General features: G+C 30.9%; 8 protein-coding genes and 1 other RNA gene. 7 read left to right on the forward strand and 2 right to left on the reverse strand.

Annotated features, from left to right (window positions below; genetic code table 11):
* Positions 1-988: 988 nt before the first annotated feature.
* Positions 989-2281: a carboxyl-terminal processing protease CtpC gene (ctpC, locus tag RGRSB_RS00365; RefSeq protein ID WP_119259336.1), complete on the reverse strand. Its 1293-nt coding sequence runs from the start codon at positions 2279-2281 to the stop codon at positions 989-991.
* A gap of 204 nt (positions 2282-2485) precedes the next feature.
* Here ctpC and RGRSB_RS00370 point away from each other — a divergent pair, with 204 nt between their 5' ends.
* From RGRSB_RS00370 to rnpB, 7 genes are all read left to right on the forward strand, one after another.
* Positions 2486-3265 (forward strand): cell division protein FtsQ/DivIB, encoded by a 780-nt coding sequence (locus tag RGRSB_RS00370; protein WP_119259337.1) that lies wholly within the window; start codon positions 2486-2488, stop codon positions 3263-3265.
* Between the two features lie 292 nt (positions 3266-3557).
* The gene (gene ftsZ / locus RGRSB_RS00375) at positions 3558-4817 is read left to right on the forward strand and encodes a cell division protein FtsZ (protein WP_119259338.1); all 1260 of its coding nucleotides are present in this window, start codon (positions 3558-3560) and stop codon (positions 4815-4817) included.
* A 3583-nt stretch (positions 4818-8400) separates the two neighbouring features.
* Positions 8401-9762: a 16S rRNA (cytosine(967)-C(5))-methyltransferase gene (locus RGRSB_RS00380; RefSeq protein ID WP_119259339.1), complete on the forward strand. Its 1362-nt coding sequence runs from the start codon at positions 8401-8403 to the stop codon at positions 9760-9762.
* A 70-nt stretch (positions 9763-9832) separates the two neighbouring features.
* A complete protein-coding gene (locus RGRSB_RS00385) occupies positions 9833-10246 on the forward strand; it encodes a tellurite resistance TerB family protein (RefSeq protein ID WP_119259340.1) in 414 nt (137 codons plus the stop codon).
* A gap of 2122 nt (positions 10247-12368) precedes the next feature.
* The gene (corA, locus tag RGRSB_RS00390) at positions 12369-13511 is read left to right on the forward strand and encodes a magnesium/cobalt transporter CorA (RefSeq protein WP_119259341.1); all 1143 of its coding nucleotides are present in this window, start codon (positions 12369-12371) and stop codon (positions 13509-13511) included.
* A gap of 665 nt (positions 13512-14176) precedes the next feature.
* Positions 14177-14368, forward strand: a complete 192-nt coding sequence (locus RGRSB_RS00395) for a hypothetical protein (RefSeq protein WP_119259342.1) — start codon at positions 14177-14179, stop codon at positions 14366-14368.
* Between the two features lie 86 nt (positions 14369-14454).
* Positions 14455-14837: RNase P RNA component class A (rnpB, locus tag RGRSB_RS00400), an RNA gene on the forward strand.
* Positions 14838-14922: 85 nt separating this feature from the next.
* Here rnpB and mfd read toward each other — a convergent pair.
* Entirely contained in the window at positions 14923-18414 is a 3492-nt protein-coding gene (gene mfd / locus RGRSB_RS00405) for a transcription-repair coupling factor (protein ID WP_119259343.1), read from the reverse strand.
* Between the last annotated feature and the right edge of the window lie 1115 nt (positions 18415-19529).

Here is a 19529-nt window from a genome sequence, read left to right on the forward strand (position 1 = left end):
CACCATATTAGGGGTATATGGCTAAACAATAAATTTTTTAAAAGTTTAACTACGGACATAAAGTTAATATATCCTAATTAATTATAATAGATTTTTTAAAAAAATAAGAAAATCTATTATAATTATGCTTGTTGTTTCAATAAGCAATCTTAATTGTGTATGTATAGTAATTTTTTTTATAAATACTGATTTAATCATGATAATTATTTTATCTTAAATTCGTTGCGTAATTGGTTAATAAGTCTTAAAAAATACATAAAAGAAATAATAATTGAACTATTACAAGAACTAATTTAAATCACTTTTTACCTAAAAATACTTAATATATTAAATACTTTAAGCTGTTTTTTATAACAAATAAAAACTTAATTTAAAATTAAAAAAATACTTAAATCAATAAAAGTATTTATACTAAAAAGTTTTAAAAAATCTTCAAATCAAAAGATAATAACAATCTAACTGGGAAGTCTTTATTCTATAGACCAAATGTGATCTTAGAAAGGTGATAATACTCGCCAATAAAAATTCTGACATGCGAGATAAAATATAGATACTTTTACTAAAAAATAGATATCAATACTAACTACAAAGTAAGTTAAAGTATAACAATAGCAGCTAAGTAGGACTAATGTGGTTTTGATAGTACTGTCAATAAACTAAGTTAAACTTTCTATTACTGTTGACAAGGCTATTTTGATTAAAGATAATGATAATCTCATTATTTCTAGTTTATAAGAGCTAAAACCATCAAAAGATTGTCACTGTTTTTAGGTATGAAGATTGCTCGTTCTTTGATTCAAGGTTTATTCCTCACGGAAACTACGGTTATTTAATAGACTTAATAATAGCTGCTCCTGTTTATCTATAATTCAAAAACAAAGGAGAAAAAACAGATATTATAATCTTTGTTTTTTCTCCCCATTTAAGTCTTAAGTGACCTAAGGCTACTAAATAATATTAATTTTTACTACCAGATGCTTAAACAATGTTATTGACCTATGGCCTGGACATTGGTTTCTTTAGAGTTCGTTATTTGCTGCTTAAGTACTTCAAACGCTTTATCGAACTGGGGATCACCAAAACTCCCAATTCGCTCGCGATCTTGTTGGAGAGCTTTGCGTTCGTCATCGCTCAATTCAAATATGACATCAGGATCAATACCTTGTTTATTAATATCTCGGCCATTGGGAGTGAGATACTTAGCAATGGTAACAGCTAACCCAGAGCCGTCCCCTAATCCTCGCACCGACTGCACTAGACCTTTACCAAAGGTCTGTGTTCCTACAATCATAGCACGTCTATGATCTTGTAAGGCCCCTGATAAAATTTCACTAGCACTCGCTGAGCCGCCATCAACTAATACCACTAGGGGTTTATCTGTTAAGGCACGGTTACTGGCCCGTTGTTGTTCTTCTTGTCCACCACGATTAACTGTTGAGACAATTTTTCCTTCATCGAGCCACATACGAGCGATTTCGATGCTTGAATATAGCAGACCTCCAGGGTTAGAACGAAGGTCTAAAATATAGCCGTTAACCTGTTCGGCCTCTAAATTTTTAATAGCTTCTCGCATTTCTTGACCAGCTTGACTACTAAATTGAGTTAGACGAATATAGCCAATCAACCCGATAGGAGTTTTTTGAGAACGAGAGCGAACAGGGTTTAATTCTATGCGCGCCCTAATAAGAGAATAATCAGTTTCTTCAGCACTACGGCGAATTGTTAAAGTCACTTCACTACCTGGTTTACCCCGAATTAACTTAACGGCATCTCCAACGTCCATACCCTTAGTAATTTTGCCATTAATTTTTGTGATGATATCTTTAGACAAAATCCCGGCTTTAAACGCTGGGGTATTTTCAATGGGAGCAACCACCATCAATTCGTTAGTTTCTTCATCCTTGGTAATTTGAATACCTACTCCAGTTAATTCTCCTGAAGTATCAATTTGCATATTTTTGAATTCTTCAGGATCCATAAATCGGGTATATGGATCTTCAAGCCTTTCGAGCATTTCCCGAATCGCCTTATAAGCGTCCTTCTTGTCAATATAAGGACGTTTTAAATATTCTTGACGAATAGCTCGCCAATCTACCTGATTAAACGTTGCGTCAACATAGGTTCGGTTAATGATCTGCCAGACTTCATCAACCAATTCTTTTGGATTATCTTGAAAAAAAGCTTGACTCTGGGAGAAGCGGAGTCCTCCGCCTGTGACTGCAACCGCAGTCAAGACAGCCGCAGTCGCGCCGAGAATTAGTCCGCGTTTTTGATTAACCATAAGCCTAAATTTATGCAAAGATAAATGGGTAAAGAGATTTTTTGCTAACTACGTGTCAACTGTGACACTTGGACCTGATAGTGCAACTCGGTATATCTTCTACTATTGAGTTGTTTACTTCATAGAGACAGACAATCAGTTATTTTCTGATTAGAGTACTTTCCTCTAGTTATAACATCTTTTGAAAGTAGGTACAGTCATCCTATGATGAATAACATACCAGTTGATACTGATTCGTTAAAAAGTAGACGACAAACTTTACGTTTTCAGCGAAGATTAAAGGCATGGCAAGGGGTCTGGCGCTTTTTCGCCCTCTCGGGAATGGTGGGGGGATTAGTCTGGATAGTTAGTTGGCCTCATTGGGTGATCAGAGATAAATCACAAATTAAGATTGTAGGAAATCGACTATTGTCTTCAGAGAAAATTCGACAGCTTCTTCAGATATCTTATCCTCAGTCTATCTGGCAACTACCCCTTCATCAATTGACCCAACAATTGAAGGCAGAACCCCCATTGAAAGATATTCATCTTACTCGTCAACTTTTTCCAACTCAGATAATTATTACTGTTAAGGAACGACAACCTATTGCTATGGGTACTTCTTCTCAAGGGGACGGCTATCTTGATGCTACTGGAGTTTGGATTCCTAAGAAATTCTATCAAAAGGATACAAAAGTTGAGACAGAACAGAACCTCACGGTACTCGGTTTTGAGCCTCAATATCGTTCCCATTGGCTTGAAATATATCACCTAATTCTTCAGTCTTCCATAAACGTTATGACAGTGGATTGGCGAGACCCAAGTAATCTTATTTTAAAAACTGAATTGGGAACCGTTTATTGTGGTCCTTATGGTGATCGCTTTCGGGAACAATTGCAAGTTTTAGCTAAAATGAGAAAACTTTCGTCCCGTGTTCCTCCAAACCGTATTTTTTACTTAGATGTGACCAATCCTCGGTCTCCTTCCGTTCGTCTAGCTCCTTAGTCTAATTTTCTAATTAATGCGCCAATTTTCAACTATTTATTTACGATTTCTAACTTTACTTTTAATAAAAATAATTATGCTCATAACGTAAAAAGATTGACAAAGTCTCATTAGATTTTTAGTGTATAAGTTGAGACAGGTACGTATAAATAGTAAGCTCTTATATATAAGTGGATATTCAATCCATTACATAAGTGTACTAAGTCCAAAATTAATTAGCTATGTTTTAGACTAATCAAACGGACTGTGATCTAATTGTTTTTTAACTGTTCTTAATCAATCGTCAATCAAAATGACCTCTAGTGAAAAATTGATTTCTAGTAATTCGAGTCTTAGTAACACTCAATCTTCCGAAATGTCAAATACAATGGACGATTGTCATGTTCACAATAACAGTCTATTCTTACCTCAATTGAACGATCCTTCAGAATCTCTTATAGAAGACACCAGGAGCAACAGGATAGTGCCAAATAACGTTGCTAAAATAAAGGTCATTGGCGTTGGTGGCGGTGGATGTAATGCGGTTAACCGTATGATTGAAAGTTCCTTAACCGGAATTGAGTTTTGGGCCATCAACACTGATGCTCAAGCCCTTGCTCAATCAGCAGCTCCTCAACGTTTACAAATTGGACAAAAATTGACTAGAGGTCTAGGAGCCGGTGGAAATCCATCTATTGGGACTCAAGCTGCTGAGGAGTCTCGGGATGAAATTGCTCACGCTTTAGAAAATACTGACCTTGTCTTTATTACAGCTGGTATGGGCGGGGGAACTGGGACAGGAGCAGCTCCTATCGTTGCTGAGGTAGCAAAGGAAATGGGTTGTCTAACGGTGGGTGTTGTTACCCGTCCTTTTACCTTTGAGGGACGACGGCGTACTACTCAGGCGGCAGAAGGAGTTAATAATCTACAAAACAACGTTGATACTCTGATTGTTATTCCTAATAACCAGTTACTACAAGTCATTCCTCCGGATACTCCTTTGCAAGAAGCATTTTTGACAGCTGATAATATTCTACGACAGGGGGTACAAGGAATTTCAGATATTATTACAATTCCTGGTTTAGTTAATGTAGATTTTGCGGATGTTAGAGCAGTGATGGCTGACGCAGGATCAGCATTAATGGGACTAGGAACAGGTTCAGGGAAGTCCCGTGCTAATGATGCGGCAGTACAGGCGATTTCTTCTCCTCTATTAGAACATTCGATTAAGGGGGCTAAAGGGGTTGTTTTTAACATTACTGGAGGTAGTGATCTCACCCTTCATGAAGTAACAACAGCCGCTGAAACCATTTTTGAGGTGGTTGATCCCGAGGCCAATATTATTTTTGGAGCAGTTATCGATTCAGTTTTACAAGGAGAAGTAATAATCACGGTAATTGCGACAGGCTTTAGTGGAGAATCTGACAATGCAGTTTCAAAAACAGTAAAGAGTACTTCTACACGAAAAGTAAACAACACCTCGACTACCAAAGCTCCTGAGTCAGAATCTCCTAAACCCACAGGGTTAGATATTCCAGACTTTCTTCAACAACGTCGTTTTCCAAAACGTTAGTTGCTCTATAAGTGTACTTTGAATGACTTTTATCAAAAGCAATATAATAGCTCCTTTGAAGTCAATCTTAGAAATATAAAAATTTTAGAAATTTTGGGTCACGTCATAAGTTCACTCTTGCAAAAGATTAACCTAATTAACTTTGTTAAGAAAATTTTATTTTTTGCTGCAAAGTCTTCGTGGCTTTACAGATTATTCAGGACTAATTATCTCAACCTTGAGTCGAAAAGGAATAGTAAGAAAGATTAATAATCAATCAAAGTTGATTAAAAGAAGAATTTATAGATTTGTAAATTTTCAACTACAGGTTTTTTAAACTTGGTATTCTATTGGTTGATTTCATATTATAAGTTCGGTATGATCGAAGATTTTTTTGATAGAGAAGATATGTAAAATATCTAATTTTATTAATCTAGAACAGATGATAATATTAGACCGTCTTAGATTTTGAAGATAGAGTCTTTAAAACTTGACAGTTGTTTTCCTTGAAGAAAAAATAAAGCTGATGTTTAAATGTTGATCAATGTTGTTAAATTTTAGTAATTACTGAGAATAGTTAGCTTTCTTAAAGCTAAAGTAGGAGTTGCTGACTTTATTTTGAAAATAGCAAATAAATCTAGAAGTATCTAGAAGTCCAGAAACATAAAAAAATTTACTCGTAATACTTTGTAAGTGATCATTGTCCTCTTGCAAGATTATAGTCAAGATCTCTTTGAGTTTAGTATACAATTTGACATTTGCCAAAAAGTTGGAAATAGTTTAAACCTTTTAAGGAGTCAAGACTACCAAATTGTTCAAAAAATATACTAATTGTAATAGTTGGCGAAAAGAAGAGAAATGGCAAAGAGATAACTAGGATAATTAGGATTATAGTTTGTCTATAACTGTGGGGTATTTGTTTGTTGCTCGATTAGTATTTCTATTACTGAGACTGTTGTCATAGAACGTTTAGATCGTCGTATTATTTTTATAATAAGTAATTACGAATAGAACAAAAAATTTAAAGACTACAATAACAAACTAAAACAAAACTAGAATACTTTTCCTAATTATTAACGATACTATCAGTTATTTTTTAATTTTTCTTTAAGTTAATTAATAAAAATATAATAGTTTAGCAAAAAATACTTAACTTGATCAATTAGTATGAGATGTTTATTAATTTAAAGTTCATATATTATATATAGACATATATTAACACTTAAAATTTTTATTCTGACTCTAATTATGGAAAAAAATATTTTTATTTTTTACTATTATTTTATTTATCACTATCTATTTTTAATAAATTTTTTAGAGATTTCTAAAGATATAGCTTAATATTCATCAAATAAATCAAGTTATTTTGTGTTTACCATTAAACTTTAATGTAATTAAAGTTTAATCATTAGTAGTTTAACATATCTGTAGATATGTAGCCATTAATAGCCCTAACTTTTTATAGCAGTTTATCTTCTTTTGATATAATTCTATTTTTTTCTAATTAGCTTCAATTTAACTATTTTTTAGTGAAAAACTATATATCTGTCTCGATTTTTAAAAATCTTTTCTCTAACTTTTTTAATTTTTAACATAAATAGAAAATAATAAGCTCTTATTTTCTAGATTTTATCTTTAACTCTAATAAGAGTATCTAAACTTTTTTAACACATTTTTATTTCTCTGTCCAATAAGCAACTTTCAATTCTATATATATTCGCTCATATACTGATATTTATTTTAATTTATGATCTAATTTCTTAAATATCTTATCAGTTAATAAATTTTCTCTTTACTTTAAATTATGATTATTGAGATTTTTATCTATATTCTCTTATGATTTACTAGATTTTTTGATAATTTCTATAGTATAGATGTAATGTATTATTACACTAAGTTAACTCTTTTTAAGACTCCATCCCTGATTTTATTTAAAAAATAACATTTTAACTTCTTATGTATTCACTTTTTGTTTTAAACAAATTAAGTTATTCAACTAAATAAAGTTTTATAGATATAGTTTTGATATAGATCATTTCTTTTTTGTTAAGAATTAGTACTTTTATAACTAGATTGAGTCTAATTTATTATTGCTAGTTTTTAAACAATTTTATCATAATTAATATAGATAATATAAATCAGACTCTTCCTATCTTATTTAAGATATAAAAATAAGGAATAGTTGGTTATTATAAATCCAAATTTTCATTTTTTATTTATTAAATTAAATTTAGTATTTTATATTACAATCACAAATTAAATCAAAATACTAAATATAGAATAACTTAATTAAAATATAAGATTTAAAATAAAAATACCTATATAAAAACTATAAATTTTAACAATTAAACAACATTATCAACGATAAAATCTGTGTTTATATTGTTCTTGTCTACATAAGTATCAAGTATAGTTAGATAAATTAATTTTTTTCATATTTAAAATATTTTATTATAAATATATATGCTTTATTACATAAATAATATAAATTTAGTCGAATAAACAAACTCATAGTTATGAAATGGTGATTTAATTTTGTCATATATTTATTGGTTTGTATCAGGTTAAAGTCAACAAAGACTAAAAATTTTATCTCTAATTGAGATAGAATACAGATGTGATTATCTCTTGACTCCAATTATCGTTCTATATTAGAGCATTCAAGTTAAAATTTAGGATCTTTTTTATCTAAAAAATATATTCATTCATTATTGATATAATTTTAGTTGGTATAGTATATATCGATAATTTTATTTATTCTAAATAATTCATGTGTAAAATAATTTTTATTTATTAAATTTCTTCTAAGAAAAAAGCGTATATATAAGGAAATAATTAACAATACAAAAGATGTAGTAAGTTTTAACTGCGTTTTGTTGACAATTATCAAGAAGTTATAATAATAATATTTTTCTTTAAAACCTTTTACTTACTATAGTTTAGATAGTCAAATAAGACTAGGATATAAACTACTTAATTAAATTTTAAAGTAGCATTTGATAGCTACAGTGTGCCTGTCAATGGAGATAATTTTATCGATGTAGTGCAACAGGGTGTTTATAACAGTTTATTTTTTCTGGACTCTGCAGATAATTGTTTAGAACCTTAATAAGATCCATATTTAATTGAATCTATTTATATTAAAAACACGTAATTTTAATTAAAAATTAAAAAAATAAAGTAAGTTAGCAATTCTATGCTAGAAGCAGCATCTCTTAAGGTTTGATGCTATGAATATAAAATAGTGTTTTAATACTTACCAAATTATTTTATACCATAAATTATTTTCATTAAAGATTTAAAAAATATTGTTATCGAACTTAAAAATTTAAAATACTAATTATAAAATACTATACGAGTCCTCTTTTAAAGATGGTAAAGATAATTAATATTATTACTTTTACTACTCAAATAACAAGTAGAAGTATTATATATAATACTTCTACTTGTTTTGTTGTCATCCCTAAAAACTGCTTTGTAAATTCTTTCATACTAAAGTCTTAGATATATTTTGTCAGTTAATTAATTGTTAACTAGTAAATATTGAGTCAGTTTATGTTAGCTTAGATAGTCTACTAAATAAAAAAATATTTTTGTAAAAACTATGAAAATTTCATCTGAAGGGAGCACAAATTGTCGTCAATTAGCCCTATTAATTCTAAAGGAAATTGAACAACGAGGAGCTTATACTGATATTGTCCTTGACCACGCTTTTAACCAAACTAATTTCAATCCAAGTGATCGCGCCTTGATCACAGAATTGGTTTACGGCATTGTCCGACGACGGCGCACCTTAGATGCTTTAATAGATCAGCTAGGCAAAAAATTTGCTCATCAACAACCTCCAAATCTTCGTTTAATACTACATCTTGGCCTCTATCAATTGCGCTATCTTAGTCATATTCCCTTATCAGCAGCTGTTAATACCAGTGTTGATCTGGCTAAAGAAAATCAATTACGACCCCTTTCAGGGGTCGTTAATGGTATTTTGCGTAACTATATCCGTCTGAGTGAGACTAAAATTGATCCTTTGACCTTACCTAATCACCCTGTTGAAAAATTAGGTGTTCTCTATAGTTTTCCTAATGAGATCATCGAACCTTGGTTGCAGCAATTCGGGGAAGATACTACCGCACAACTGTGTGAATGGTTTAATCAACCTCCTCATCTTGATCTGCGGATCAATCCTTTGACAACCACTTTAGAAACTGTTGAAGTGCATTTGAAACAAGCTGACATTAAAGTGATGAATCTAAAAGATATTTGTCAAGGATTAAGATTAACTGGTAAAATTGGAGCTATTAAAGAATTACCAGGGTTTAAAGAAGGATGGTGGACTGTACAAGACAGCAGTGCGCAATTAGTAACCCATTTACTTGATCCTCAACCCTCAGAAGTAATTATTGATGCCTGTGCTGCCCCTGGAGGAAAAACTACCCATATCGCTGAATTAATGCAAGATCAAGGGATAATTTTTGCTTGTGATCGTACTCCATCAAGATTGAATAAACTACAAGCTAATGCCCAACGATTACACCTAAAGTCTATTAGGATCGTTGCAGGGGATAGTCGTCAATTCGATCAATTCACTGCAATGGCTGATCGGGTTTTGTTAGATGCTCCCTGTTCAGGACTAGGAACCTTGCATAGACATCCTGACATTCGTTGGCGACATAATCCCGAAAAAGTCAAAAAACTATCGAAATTACAGCAAGAGTTATTAGAAAAAACGGCAACTTGGGTAAAACCCCGGGGAGTTTTAGTTTATGCTACTTGTACCCTTAATTGTTTAGAAAATGAATTGATTATCAAACAGTTTCTTGATACTCATACGACTTGGTATATTGAACCACCATTACCCCATTCGCCTTTGTGTAATTGGGTAACCTCATTAGGATGGATAAAAATTTTGCCTCATCAGCATCAAATGGATGGCTTTTTTCTGGTGAAGTTAAAGAAAGGTTGAAGAACCTGCATGTACTTGCAAAGTCCTTCATTATAGGAATAGAAAAAACTGAAAACAATTGTAATTGACCATGAAAAGTGTTCAGAAAAAGAAACAACTCCTCAAGATTTTGATTGGTGCTGCTTGGATTGACGGATTAATCCAAAAAGAAGAACGTGATTATTTAAACAAAATGATAGCTGCTCAGGGTCTTGCTGATGATCAAGAAATTGCTGCTCTTTTATCTGAACTTAAGCCAGTTCAACCAAGTCAATGTTACCAATGGTTAGAAGAATATTTAGGAGGTAATCCTACTACTAAAGATTATCAAAAATTACTTGAATCTATTAGTGGTTTAATTTACAGCGATGGTGATGTACAGATACAAGAAGCTCAATTGTTAACTAAATTACAATTGCTGGATCCGTCCCAAGATTCTTATAAATCTTCTTTTGAGAAGATACTAAAAACTATTCAAAAATTATATAAAAAGGCTATTAGTTAAAAATTAATTAAGAGTGAAAACTATCGATTAACAATCTTATTACCGATTATGAAATAAATTTCTTGACTAGAAAAACAACAACTACAGTCTATTAATTTTAATAAAGCTCCATTTTAAACATAATGAAGTTAACAATTCTCCCAAGTGGTAACCGTTAATATTTAAGACTATAATTGTTGTTTAAAACATCAGGAAATAAAGCCAATTTATTCTTTTAACTCTCTTTTAATTTTAGGTTAAAAGAGAGACTTCTATTGGCAATCAGTTGAGAAAATTGTTAGTAGATACAGTTCCAAATATTTCGATTTATCAAATGTTCAGTTTAATAAATATTTTTGAGTTGATCGTTAATTGTTTTCATCCAAAAACACTTATAGAAGTTAAATCCTGTTAATCAGTTTCACTAACTTTTACTTTATTTTCTGTTGACAATAAGTAATTATCTATATTTTCCGAAAATTGAAAATTTATTACTTAAATTTTTGCATAAGCTTAGAAACAATTTTACGGTTGAATGTATTCTCTGAGGTTAATTTAAAAACCAATAATTTACTGCAATTGTTTATAATTAGATTTGACTCAAATTATTAACACTATTACACAAGATTTTGGACTTATCCAATCTAAGTCTTTAAAAACTCGGTAGGCTTTACTACAAGACTGATAAAAAATCTCTATCGAAGTAGAAATTATAAAAATAATTCGTCCTAATTCATGTAATTTTTTCTTGCCAAAAATATAAACTTCACAAAATGATTGTCATTGACTAGATTAGGAAATTCTTTTATATATGTAACATGTTAAATCTTTTAAAGATCCGATATTATCGCCAATAAAAATTAATTATAATTGACATATATTCACTCATTTTTAAACAAAAATTGTAACTTTTTTTAAAAATTTTTATTGGAAATAAAATAACATAATGACAACGCTATTGTAATTTTTGATATAAGTACTCTAACGTATCAAACACTTTGGTAATTTTAAGATAAAACTTTATATCTAAAATATTAAATATAAACAAAAACTGTTTTTAGTATATAGCTTTTAGAGCCATTTTACCATCTTTTAGATAGTTTAATTATCGAGATAATTTGCAATATTGATAATTTATCTATCTATTAGATGACGACTTTGGGGAAAGAATTAATAAGTAATTTCTGTCTATTCTAGAGATTTATAGACAAAATAATTACTTATTGTTTGAGAATTAAAAATATCTTTTACCTTCTTTTTTATCTGATATATCTTTTCGAAGACTAGGAATACTTTTACAACTTTCTTTATCTTAACTTTTTCTTTTAGAAAATATCTTTACCGTGGCTTATATCGGCTAGGTTTTTATCTATTGTTCCTTTATGTTTAAGTTTTCTGTTGCTCTTTTTTTCCCTTTATAGTCTAACTTCTTATTAATCTGTTTCATGACATAAGATATGTACGCTACTATTTAAGTATTAAGAAGTATTTTCTTTATAAGATATTTATACAGCATCTGCAAATTTATACTGATTTATTTAAATCCAAGCTAGAAGATCTACTATTACTTCTTCATTTTTTTAAAAAACTATAGATTCTTGACTTCAAATATCCATAGCACAACGCGAGAATATCAGTACAGTTTTACAATTAAATAAGAAGTAGTAATATATTTAAGTAAGTGCTATCTTCTTACATTAAGACTTTATACTTATAACTTATGTTAAAAAGTCATGAGCATAACATAAAAAAAGATACAAAAATATGAGATTGCATGTATCTAAGCTAACAACAATCTACACTCAACGCTAATAGAATGAGGATTAGCCACTTTTACATCGTAAATATTAATCACTTGAGTGATAAAATAAAGTGATGAACTAAGTAAAATTTATTAAAAATTTTTAATCGCCATTATTATATGTTCTCTGTAGTAAAATAATTTTTAGTTTTTTCTAAAAAAAATATTTTATATTGTAATTTTATGAGAGATAATCTGGACTTAGATTAATTAAATTTTTATTGTTTTTTTAGATAAAATCTAAGAGAACTATTATTATTTATAATAAAAATTTACTATTTCACTATCCTTGTCATTCTTAAGTGAAAAAAATCTAGAAAGTTAATCTAAACTAAATTATATATGACTAAATTTCATCCCTCTGATCCTAAACTACTGCACAAACTTAATTTAGAAGAGGAAGATTATTTTGACTACTTCTATGATAAACCGGGTAGTGAACCAGGTACCCTTAACATTGAACCAAATGCCAAACCATCGCGTATTGTTTTAATAGACTATGACAAAATCCATGCTGTTCACAAGGTAGATGTCATTCCCAAAGCTCTAATTCCTTATTTAGGTAGTAATACAGTTTCTTGGATGGATGTTCAAGGATTAGGCAGCGAAATAATTCTTAAACAAGTCGGAAAAATTTTTAAACTTCATCCTCTGCTACTTGAAGATGTAGTAAATGTTCCCCAACGCCCCAAAGTAGAAGACTATAATGGGCAATTAATGATTATCGCTCAAATGGTATTTTCTAAACCTAGTGAAGAAGGATTTGCAAGTGAACAAGTGGGATTTGTTTTAGGACAAGGCTATCTTTTAACTTTTCAAGAAACACAAATTGAAGATTGTTTTGATATAGTTCGTAATCGTATTTATACCAATCAAGGAAAAGTTCGTCAGACCGGACCTGATTATTTGACTTATTTGTTATTAGATTCGATTATAGATAGTTATTTTCCTGTCTTAGAAAAATATGGTGATCGCATAGAAGCTTTAGAAGATCAACTGGTTGTAAGACCTCAAAGTAGTTATTTAGAAGAAATATATGCTGTGCGACGGGAATTATTAGCCTTGCGGCGAGCTATTTGGCCTTTACGTAATGTTACAGATTTATTAGTAAGAGGAGAGAGTTCTTTAATTCAACCAGAGATAAAAATCTATTTCCGCGATTGTTACGATCACGTTATTCAACTACTCGATATTGTAGAGACTTATCGGGAACTTGCCTCAAGTTTAATGGATGTTTATTTATCCTCGATGAGCAATAGAATGAACGAAATAATGCAAGTTTTAACAGTTATTTCTACGATTTTTATTCCTCTAACTTTTATTGCAGGAGTTTATGGTATGAACTTTGAATATATGCCAGAACTTAATTGGCGTTGGAGTTATATTACTTGTCTAGGTTTGATGGTAACTGTTGCGACAAGTTTAGTCTTTTTCTTTTGGCGGCGGGGATGGTTTGACTCATTTTATAATTTTAAAAAAGATTAAATCAATTGATATAAATAAACAATAAAGTCTATTTAATCATTACAGCTATATTTTTTTAGCTAAATATTGGTGACTCCTTAATGCTTCTAGACAATACTAAGTTATATAAATTTAAATAAATTTAAAATATAAAAGTGTTTGCCAAAGGGTAATCGCTAGATGATGGTATTTTATCTAAAAATTTATAAAACAGAATTAGAAGAGAGAAAAATATTGAAGTTAACTAACAATCCATAATTTTTTTCACGACAAAAATAAAAGTAACAACACTATATTACAAGTTCAAAAGAATGAAAAGTTGATAAAATTGCATATCTGGTATTATTTTTATAATGAAATCATTTTATAAAAAAAATACCAGATAAATAATCTAGAAAAGAAAAAGATTGTAGTAGTTGTCTAGTTGTCTAGTTGTCTAAAAGTTGAATAAAAATAACTTGGAAAACAACAATAAAGAACTTTAAAAATTTTTCAAAACAAGGTTTAATAAACATTAACTATCTAAAAATTTTTAAAGTGTGCTATAAATAAAATGCTGAAAATAGAAAAAGATAAAAGTTAACACAATAATCATCCATATACTAAAAAGAATAAATTAATACTTTAATTCTTTTTTAAAAAAATCTGTTCATACTAAGTATGTTAGTTAAAGCTATATCAAAACAGTGAGAAAAAAAGATTATCTCTGTAGAAAATGGTGTAGAACAGAAGTTTGTGAAATCGCCGGAAAAATATTTGAAGATAAAAATGATTTAGCCAAGGCAGTCAAACAAAATCCTACTCGAAAAAGTTATCCTAAAAAATCTAAATTAGAGCAATACAAATTTAGCTCTGCTTTTAAAAAGATAGAGCTATAAAATAATTAACGTTTATTCAAAGTCACTTAACTATTTATTCACAACGAAAACTTTATAACTAAAAAATAGTACACTAAACATAGGAAAGAGTTAGCGAGGGAGTTGCGGATTCGTTCTTGAGGCGAATTCGAGGAAAGTCCGGGCTTCCTAAAGACCAAACTTGCTGGGTAATTCCCAGTACGCGTGAGCGTGAGGATAGTGCCACAGAAAAATACCGCATTTTTTGGGTTTCATCTAAAAAATGTAAGGGTGCAAAGGTGCGGTAAGAGCGCACCAGCAGCATCGTGAGATGCTGGCTCGGTAAACCCCGGTAGGAAGCAAGGTCGGAGGAACTAAGGTTGGTCTTTTCCCCGTTCCGTTATTGGAGAACCGCTTGAGGCGTTTGGTAACAAGTGTCCCAGATAGATAACTCCCCCTATAGGACCAATATTCTATAGGAACAGAACCCGGCTTATGTCTAACTCTTTCCTCTTTCCTTCATCCCTATTTAGGGTCCATTATGAATAGGTGGCGCAGTAAAGAATTACCGCCTTTAAAAGGTTTACCTGAGGACATCAATTAGCAATTTCTATTCCCTCTCGGGCTAACGCTCCTTTCATCTTTCCCAACCACTCAATCAAACTCTCTAATTGTTTTTGGGGTTTTGATAGTCCTAAGCCCCTAACAGTTACTTTTTTAGGACTATAAACAAACCGCGATTGCAGATAATGAGGTAAGTTTTCTTGTAATAATTTCCAAGCAGGTTCTTCCATTGGAGTCTCTAAAATGATATGTTGTTTGCCATCAGTCTTAATGCGAGAAAAACCTAAAGATTTGCCAATTTGTTTTAATTCTATTACCTGAAGTAGTTGTCTCACAGGGGCGGGTATTTCTCCATAGCGGTCTGTCCAAACTATCATAATTTGCTCTAAATCTTCTTTAGAATTTGCCGTTGCTACTGCTCGATAAGCATCCATTTTTTGTTGGGTATCAGCAATATAACTAGTAGGAATAAAAGCAGTTAACTGTAAATCAACTTGGGTTTCATCAACTTGAGGTATTTCCTGTCCTTGAATCTCTTTAATTGCTTCTTGTAACATTTCCATGTACAGTTCAAATCCAATAGCCGTCATTTGACCTGACTGTTCAGCTCCTAATAGGTTTCCTACTCCCCGGATTTCCATGTCACGAGTTGCTAATTGATACCCTGAGCCCAGTTGGCTGAATTCTTGCAAGGACCTCAATCTTTTTCGGGCCGTTTCTGTTAATTCTCCTTTACTGGGATATAATAACCAAGCATGAGCTTGTATTCCAGATCGTCCGACTCTTCCTCTCAACTGATAGAGTTGAGATAGTCCAAATTTTTGGGAATCTTCAACAATAATCGTATTAACTCTTGGGATGTCCAATCCTGATTCAATAATCGTTGTACAAACCAAAATATCTCCCATCCCACCGTTGAATTCTAACATAGTTATTTCTAACTCATTAACATTCATTTGTCCATGAGCAACCATAATTCTTGCACTGGAAATCATTCGTTTCAATTTTTCCGCTACTTCTTCAATTCCTTCAACTCTAGGAACAACATAGAAGATTTGTCCTCCCCGATCTAATTCGTTACGAATAGCAGTTCTAATAACATCGGGATTATACTTAGATAAGTGGGTTTTGATGGGACGACGAGAGGGTGGAGGGGTAGTTATTAAACTCATTTCTCGAATACCCGACAAGGACATATATAAGGTTCGAGGAATAGGAGTAGCACTTAAGGCAAGAACATCAACTTGAGTTTTTAACTCTTTAATTTTTTCTTTTTGATTAACCCCAAATCGTTGTTCTTCGTCAATAACTAACAATCCTAAGTTTTTGAACTTAACAGTTTTTCCTAAGATTTGATGAGTTCCTACAACGATATCTAACTCTCCTGTGGCTAACCGTTGTACGATATCCTTTTTCTCTGAAGTGGTACGGAAACGATTCAGTAGTCCAATATTAATTGGATAGGGTGCAAATCTTTCTTTAAGAGTATGATAATGTTGTTGCGTTAAAATCGTAGTTGGTGCAAGCAATGCAACCTGTTTATTTCCACCGGTAACGGCTTTAAAAATTGCTCTGACAGCAACTTCTGTTTTACCAAACCCTACATCTCCACAAACTAATCTATCCATAGGGCGATCACTTTCTAAATCAACTTTTACATCTTGAACTGCTTTCAGTTGATCGGGTGTCGGTTGATAGGGAAAAGAACCCTCTAATTCTTCTTGCCAAGGGGTATCAGGAGGGTAGATAAACCCTGATTGTTTAGAGCGTTTAGCATAGAGATTCAATAAATCAACTGCTAATTTTCTAATTGTTTTACGAACTCTCTGTTTAGTTTTTGCCCAGGTTTTTCCTGTCATTTTGTGTAGTTCTGGGGGACTATTTTCGGTTTGACAGTAGCGGGATAAACTATCCACAGAATCTGCTGGTATTCTTAACAAACCATCATAATATTGAATAACTAAATACTCACGAGTTGCTAAGCTTTCTAGCTTTAGAAATCTGCCAACTCCATGACTTTTATGAACAACATAATCTCCTGGAAGTAGTCGCTCCAAGTTTATTTGTTTAGAGGCAGATCGATGACGTTTTCGAACATATCCTGTTGGAGCTAAAATATGCTGTCCAAAAAACTCCTTATCGGTAATAACGACAACCCGAAAAGTAGGTAGAATAAACCCTTTTAATTCTGCTAAACCTGAATACTTTAAAGCTACTGCTACCCCTTGAGTATGATACTTTTCAACTCCTGGGTAATCACGAGGATTTGGAATAAACTGAGCTGGACAGTCATGTTCTTCTAGTAAAGAAACTGTTCTAGAAGGTTGAGCAGAAACCAACCAAGTTGAATATTTATTCAGAGAAATACCACTGTAAATCTCTCGTTTTCCTCGTAATATTTCTGCTAGTTTAGAAAACTGATGAGGAACACTAGGAATCGGACGACTTGATAAATCTAACGCAGTTTTATCCGTGCTTTCTGATAACTCTGAGAGATAAATAATAGGAAGTTTTTTGGCTAAATTTACAGAGGTTTTGAAAGAACGATGAATCTTCGGTAAAAGTGATCCTAATTCCTGCCAGTTATCTTCTATATATTCTAACCAGCGATTGCTATGGGACTCACATTGTTCTAATTCATCAAAAATACAAATGGTGTTGTCGTCTAAATAATCTATTAATGAAGCGGGCTTTTCAAAAGCTATTCCTAAAAAACGTCCTATTCCCTCGGGATAATTATTGTCCTCTAATGCCTCTATTTCTTCGATAGATAAATAAGTCTTTAAAGATTGATGTCGTTCATTAAGAGTGTGAGCAATGATAGGATCAAAACTTGTAGGAGTTAGAAAAACTTGATCAAGTTTCTCTAAAGAACGTTGAGTTGATGGATCTAATTCTCGAATTTTCTCTAATTTATCTCCAAACCATTCTAATCGAATAGGTAATTCTAAGGAAACTGGAAAAATATCAACAATATTTCCTCTTCTACTCCACTGACCCTCATTTTCTACTAAAGAAACTCTTTCATAACCTAATTTAGTTAATAATTGATTAATTTCTTGAGATGATTGAGTTATTCCTGTTTGTAAATTTAAACAATAAGACCAAAAAATATCAGGAGGTGGTAAGTGGGGTTGTAAAACTTTTTCTGTAGTAACGATGGCTAATTTATTGTCTATTGACAATAAATTATTTATACTTGATAAAACCTGCATTTGTCCCCAAATCATTTCTGATTCAGCGTTAAATGACTCATAAGGAGACGCTTCTGAAGTTGGATAAAAATCAACAGTTTTCCAGCCCATAATCTCTAATTGAGCTGCCCATCTTCCTGCCTCTTCTAGGGTTGCACAAACCACTAATAAACTCCGATTCTCCGCTTGTGCTAATGCTGATACGATTAAGCCTTTAGGAAGTCGAGGAATTCCTTTCAATCCCAAATGACCTATTTTTTTTAGTTTCTCTAATAATTCTTTAGTTAGAGGTGATTTTTGTAGGGTACGAATTAGAGAAGAAAAAGTCATAGTTATATTGACAAATCTATTTTATTTTTTAGTGTTATAAAATAAATCAAGATAATTTTGATTATATCAAAATCTTTTCAGACAGCTATTGTATCACACTTTGTCATTGGCTGTTTTTTCTAAAAAACGGCTTTTTCGAACTTAACATGTAGCCTTAAATAAACGTTAAAAACGTAAATCATTTTATACCTCTATATTTAATGACTTTGGCTAAGTTATATTTATCTTTAAAAATTTTTTAGGAGTTTCATGATTTCTTATAGATATTATTTTCTCTACATTATATTTAATTTTATACTCTAAGTATATAAAAAATATAGATATACTTTTTCATATTAATTACTTCAACTTTACTTTGACAAAACTATTTGCATATACTGAGTTGGTGTCAATAATAATTACCTTATTTATCTCTTTATTTTTACATCGCTTTTTAATTTGATATATATATTAATTAATCTAATTTTTTTAGTTCCTATTTTCTTTAAAAGAATATTTCATTAAATTTAATTTTGTTACTTCTAATTTTAGACTATTTTAAAAAATACCAATTTTTCTAGATATTAATTTTTAAACCATTGTATAGTTCTTAGCTATTAGAAGTGTTTTTATTATTTTTTTAATAGCTATTTAATGTATTTTGAATATTTTTTATTTCATATTTTTAATATCTATAAAATTTCTATGCTTCTTAAATAATTTTTTAGACAAATTATTTTTTTATTGTATTTATGATAGCTTATTTAAGCTTTAATCTATTTAAATTTCTATTTTCTTGTATCTAGATAGTACATAAGTACTTCTATTTCTATTCTGTAAAAATTCCTGAAATCCTAAGTCAATTTCAATAGTTTTTGCTATTCTAATTTTATTAGTTTTCTTTTTAATAAAGTTAATAAAATTAGAATGTTAAAATAATCAATTTTCTATTTTAATCTAAATTCATTAAAGTTTATTTTTTGTAGAAGTTAAAATTAAGAGAAAACTTTTATTTAAAAAGTAATGTAACAACTTTTTTTTATATATTTCTGTTAATTAGAAGTCCAATTTAATTCTTCGTAATTCCTAATTTTTAAAAACCTAATAACTCTATTGAGTGCATCAAAGTGATTTGT

The sequence above is a fragment of the cyanobacterium endosymbiont of Rhopalodia gibberula genome, from assembly GCF_003574135.1.
In the GTDB taxonomy this organism is placed as follows: domain Bacteria; phylum Cyanobacteriota; class Cyanobacteriia; order Cyanobacteriales; family Microcystaceae; genus Rippkaea.

Excerpts from the sequence above, each read along its gene's own strand:
- ctpC (WP_119259336.1), bottom strand. The coding sequence starts at position 2,281 with ATGGTTAATCAAAAACGCGGACTAATTCTCGGCGCGACTGCGGCTGTC.
- RGRSB_RS00370 (WP_119259337.1), top strand. The coding sequence starts at position 2,486 with ATGATGAATAACATACCAGTTGATACTGATTCGTTAAAAAGTAGACGA.
- ftsZ (WP_119259338.1), top strand. The coding sequence starts at position 3,558 with ATGACCTCTAGTGAAAAATTGATTTCTAGTAATTCGAGTCTTAGTAAC.
- RGRSB_RS00380 (WP_119259339.1), top strand. The coding sequence starts at position 8,401 with ATGAAAATTTCATCTGAAGGGAGCACAAATTGTCGTCAATTAGCCCTA.
- RGRSB_RS00385 (WP_119259340.1), top strand. The coding sequence starts at position 9,833 with ATGAAAAGTGTTCAGAAAAAGAAACAACTCCTCAAGATTTTGATTGGT.
- corA (WP_119259341.1), top strand. The coding sequence starts at position 12,369 with ATGACTAAATTTCATCCCTCTGATCCTAAACTACTGCACAAACTTAAT.
- mfd (WP_119259343.1), bottom strand. The coding sequence starts at position 18,414 with ATGACTTTTTCTTCTCTAATTCGTACCCTACAAAAATCACCTCTAACT.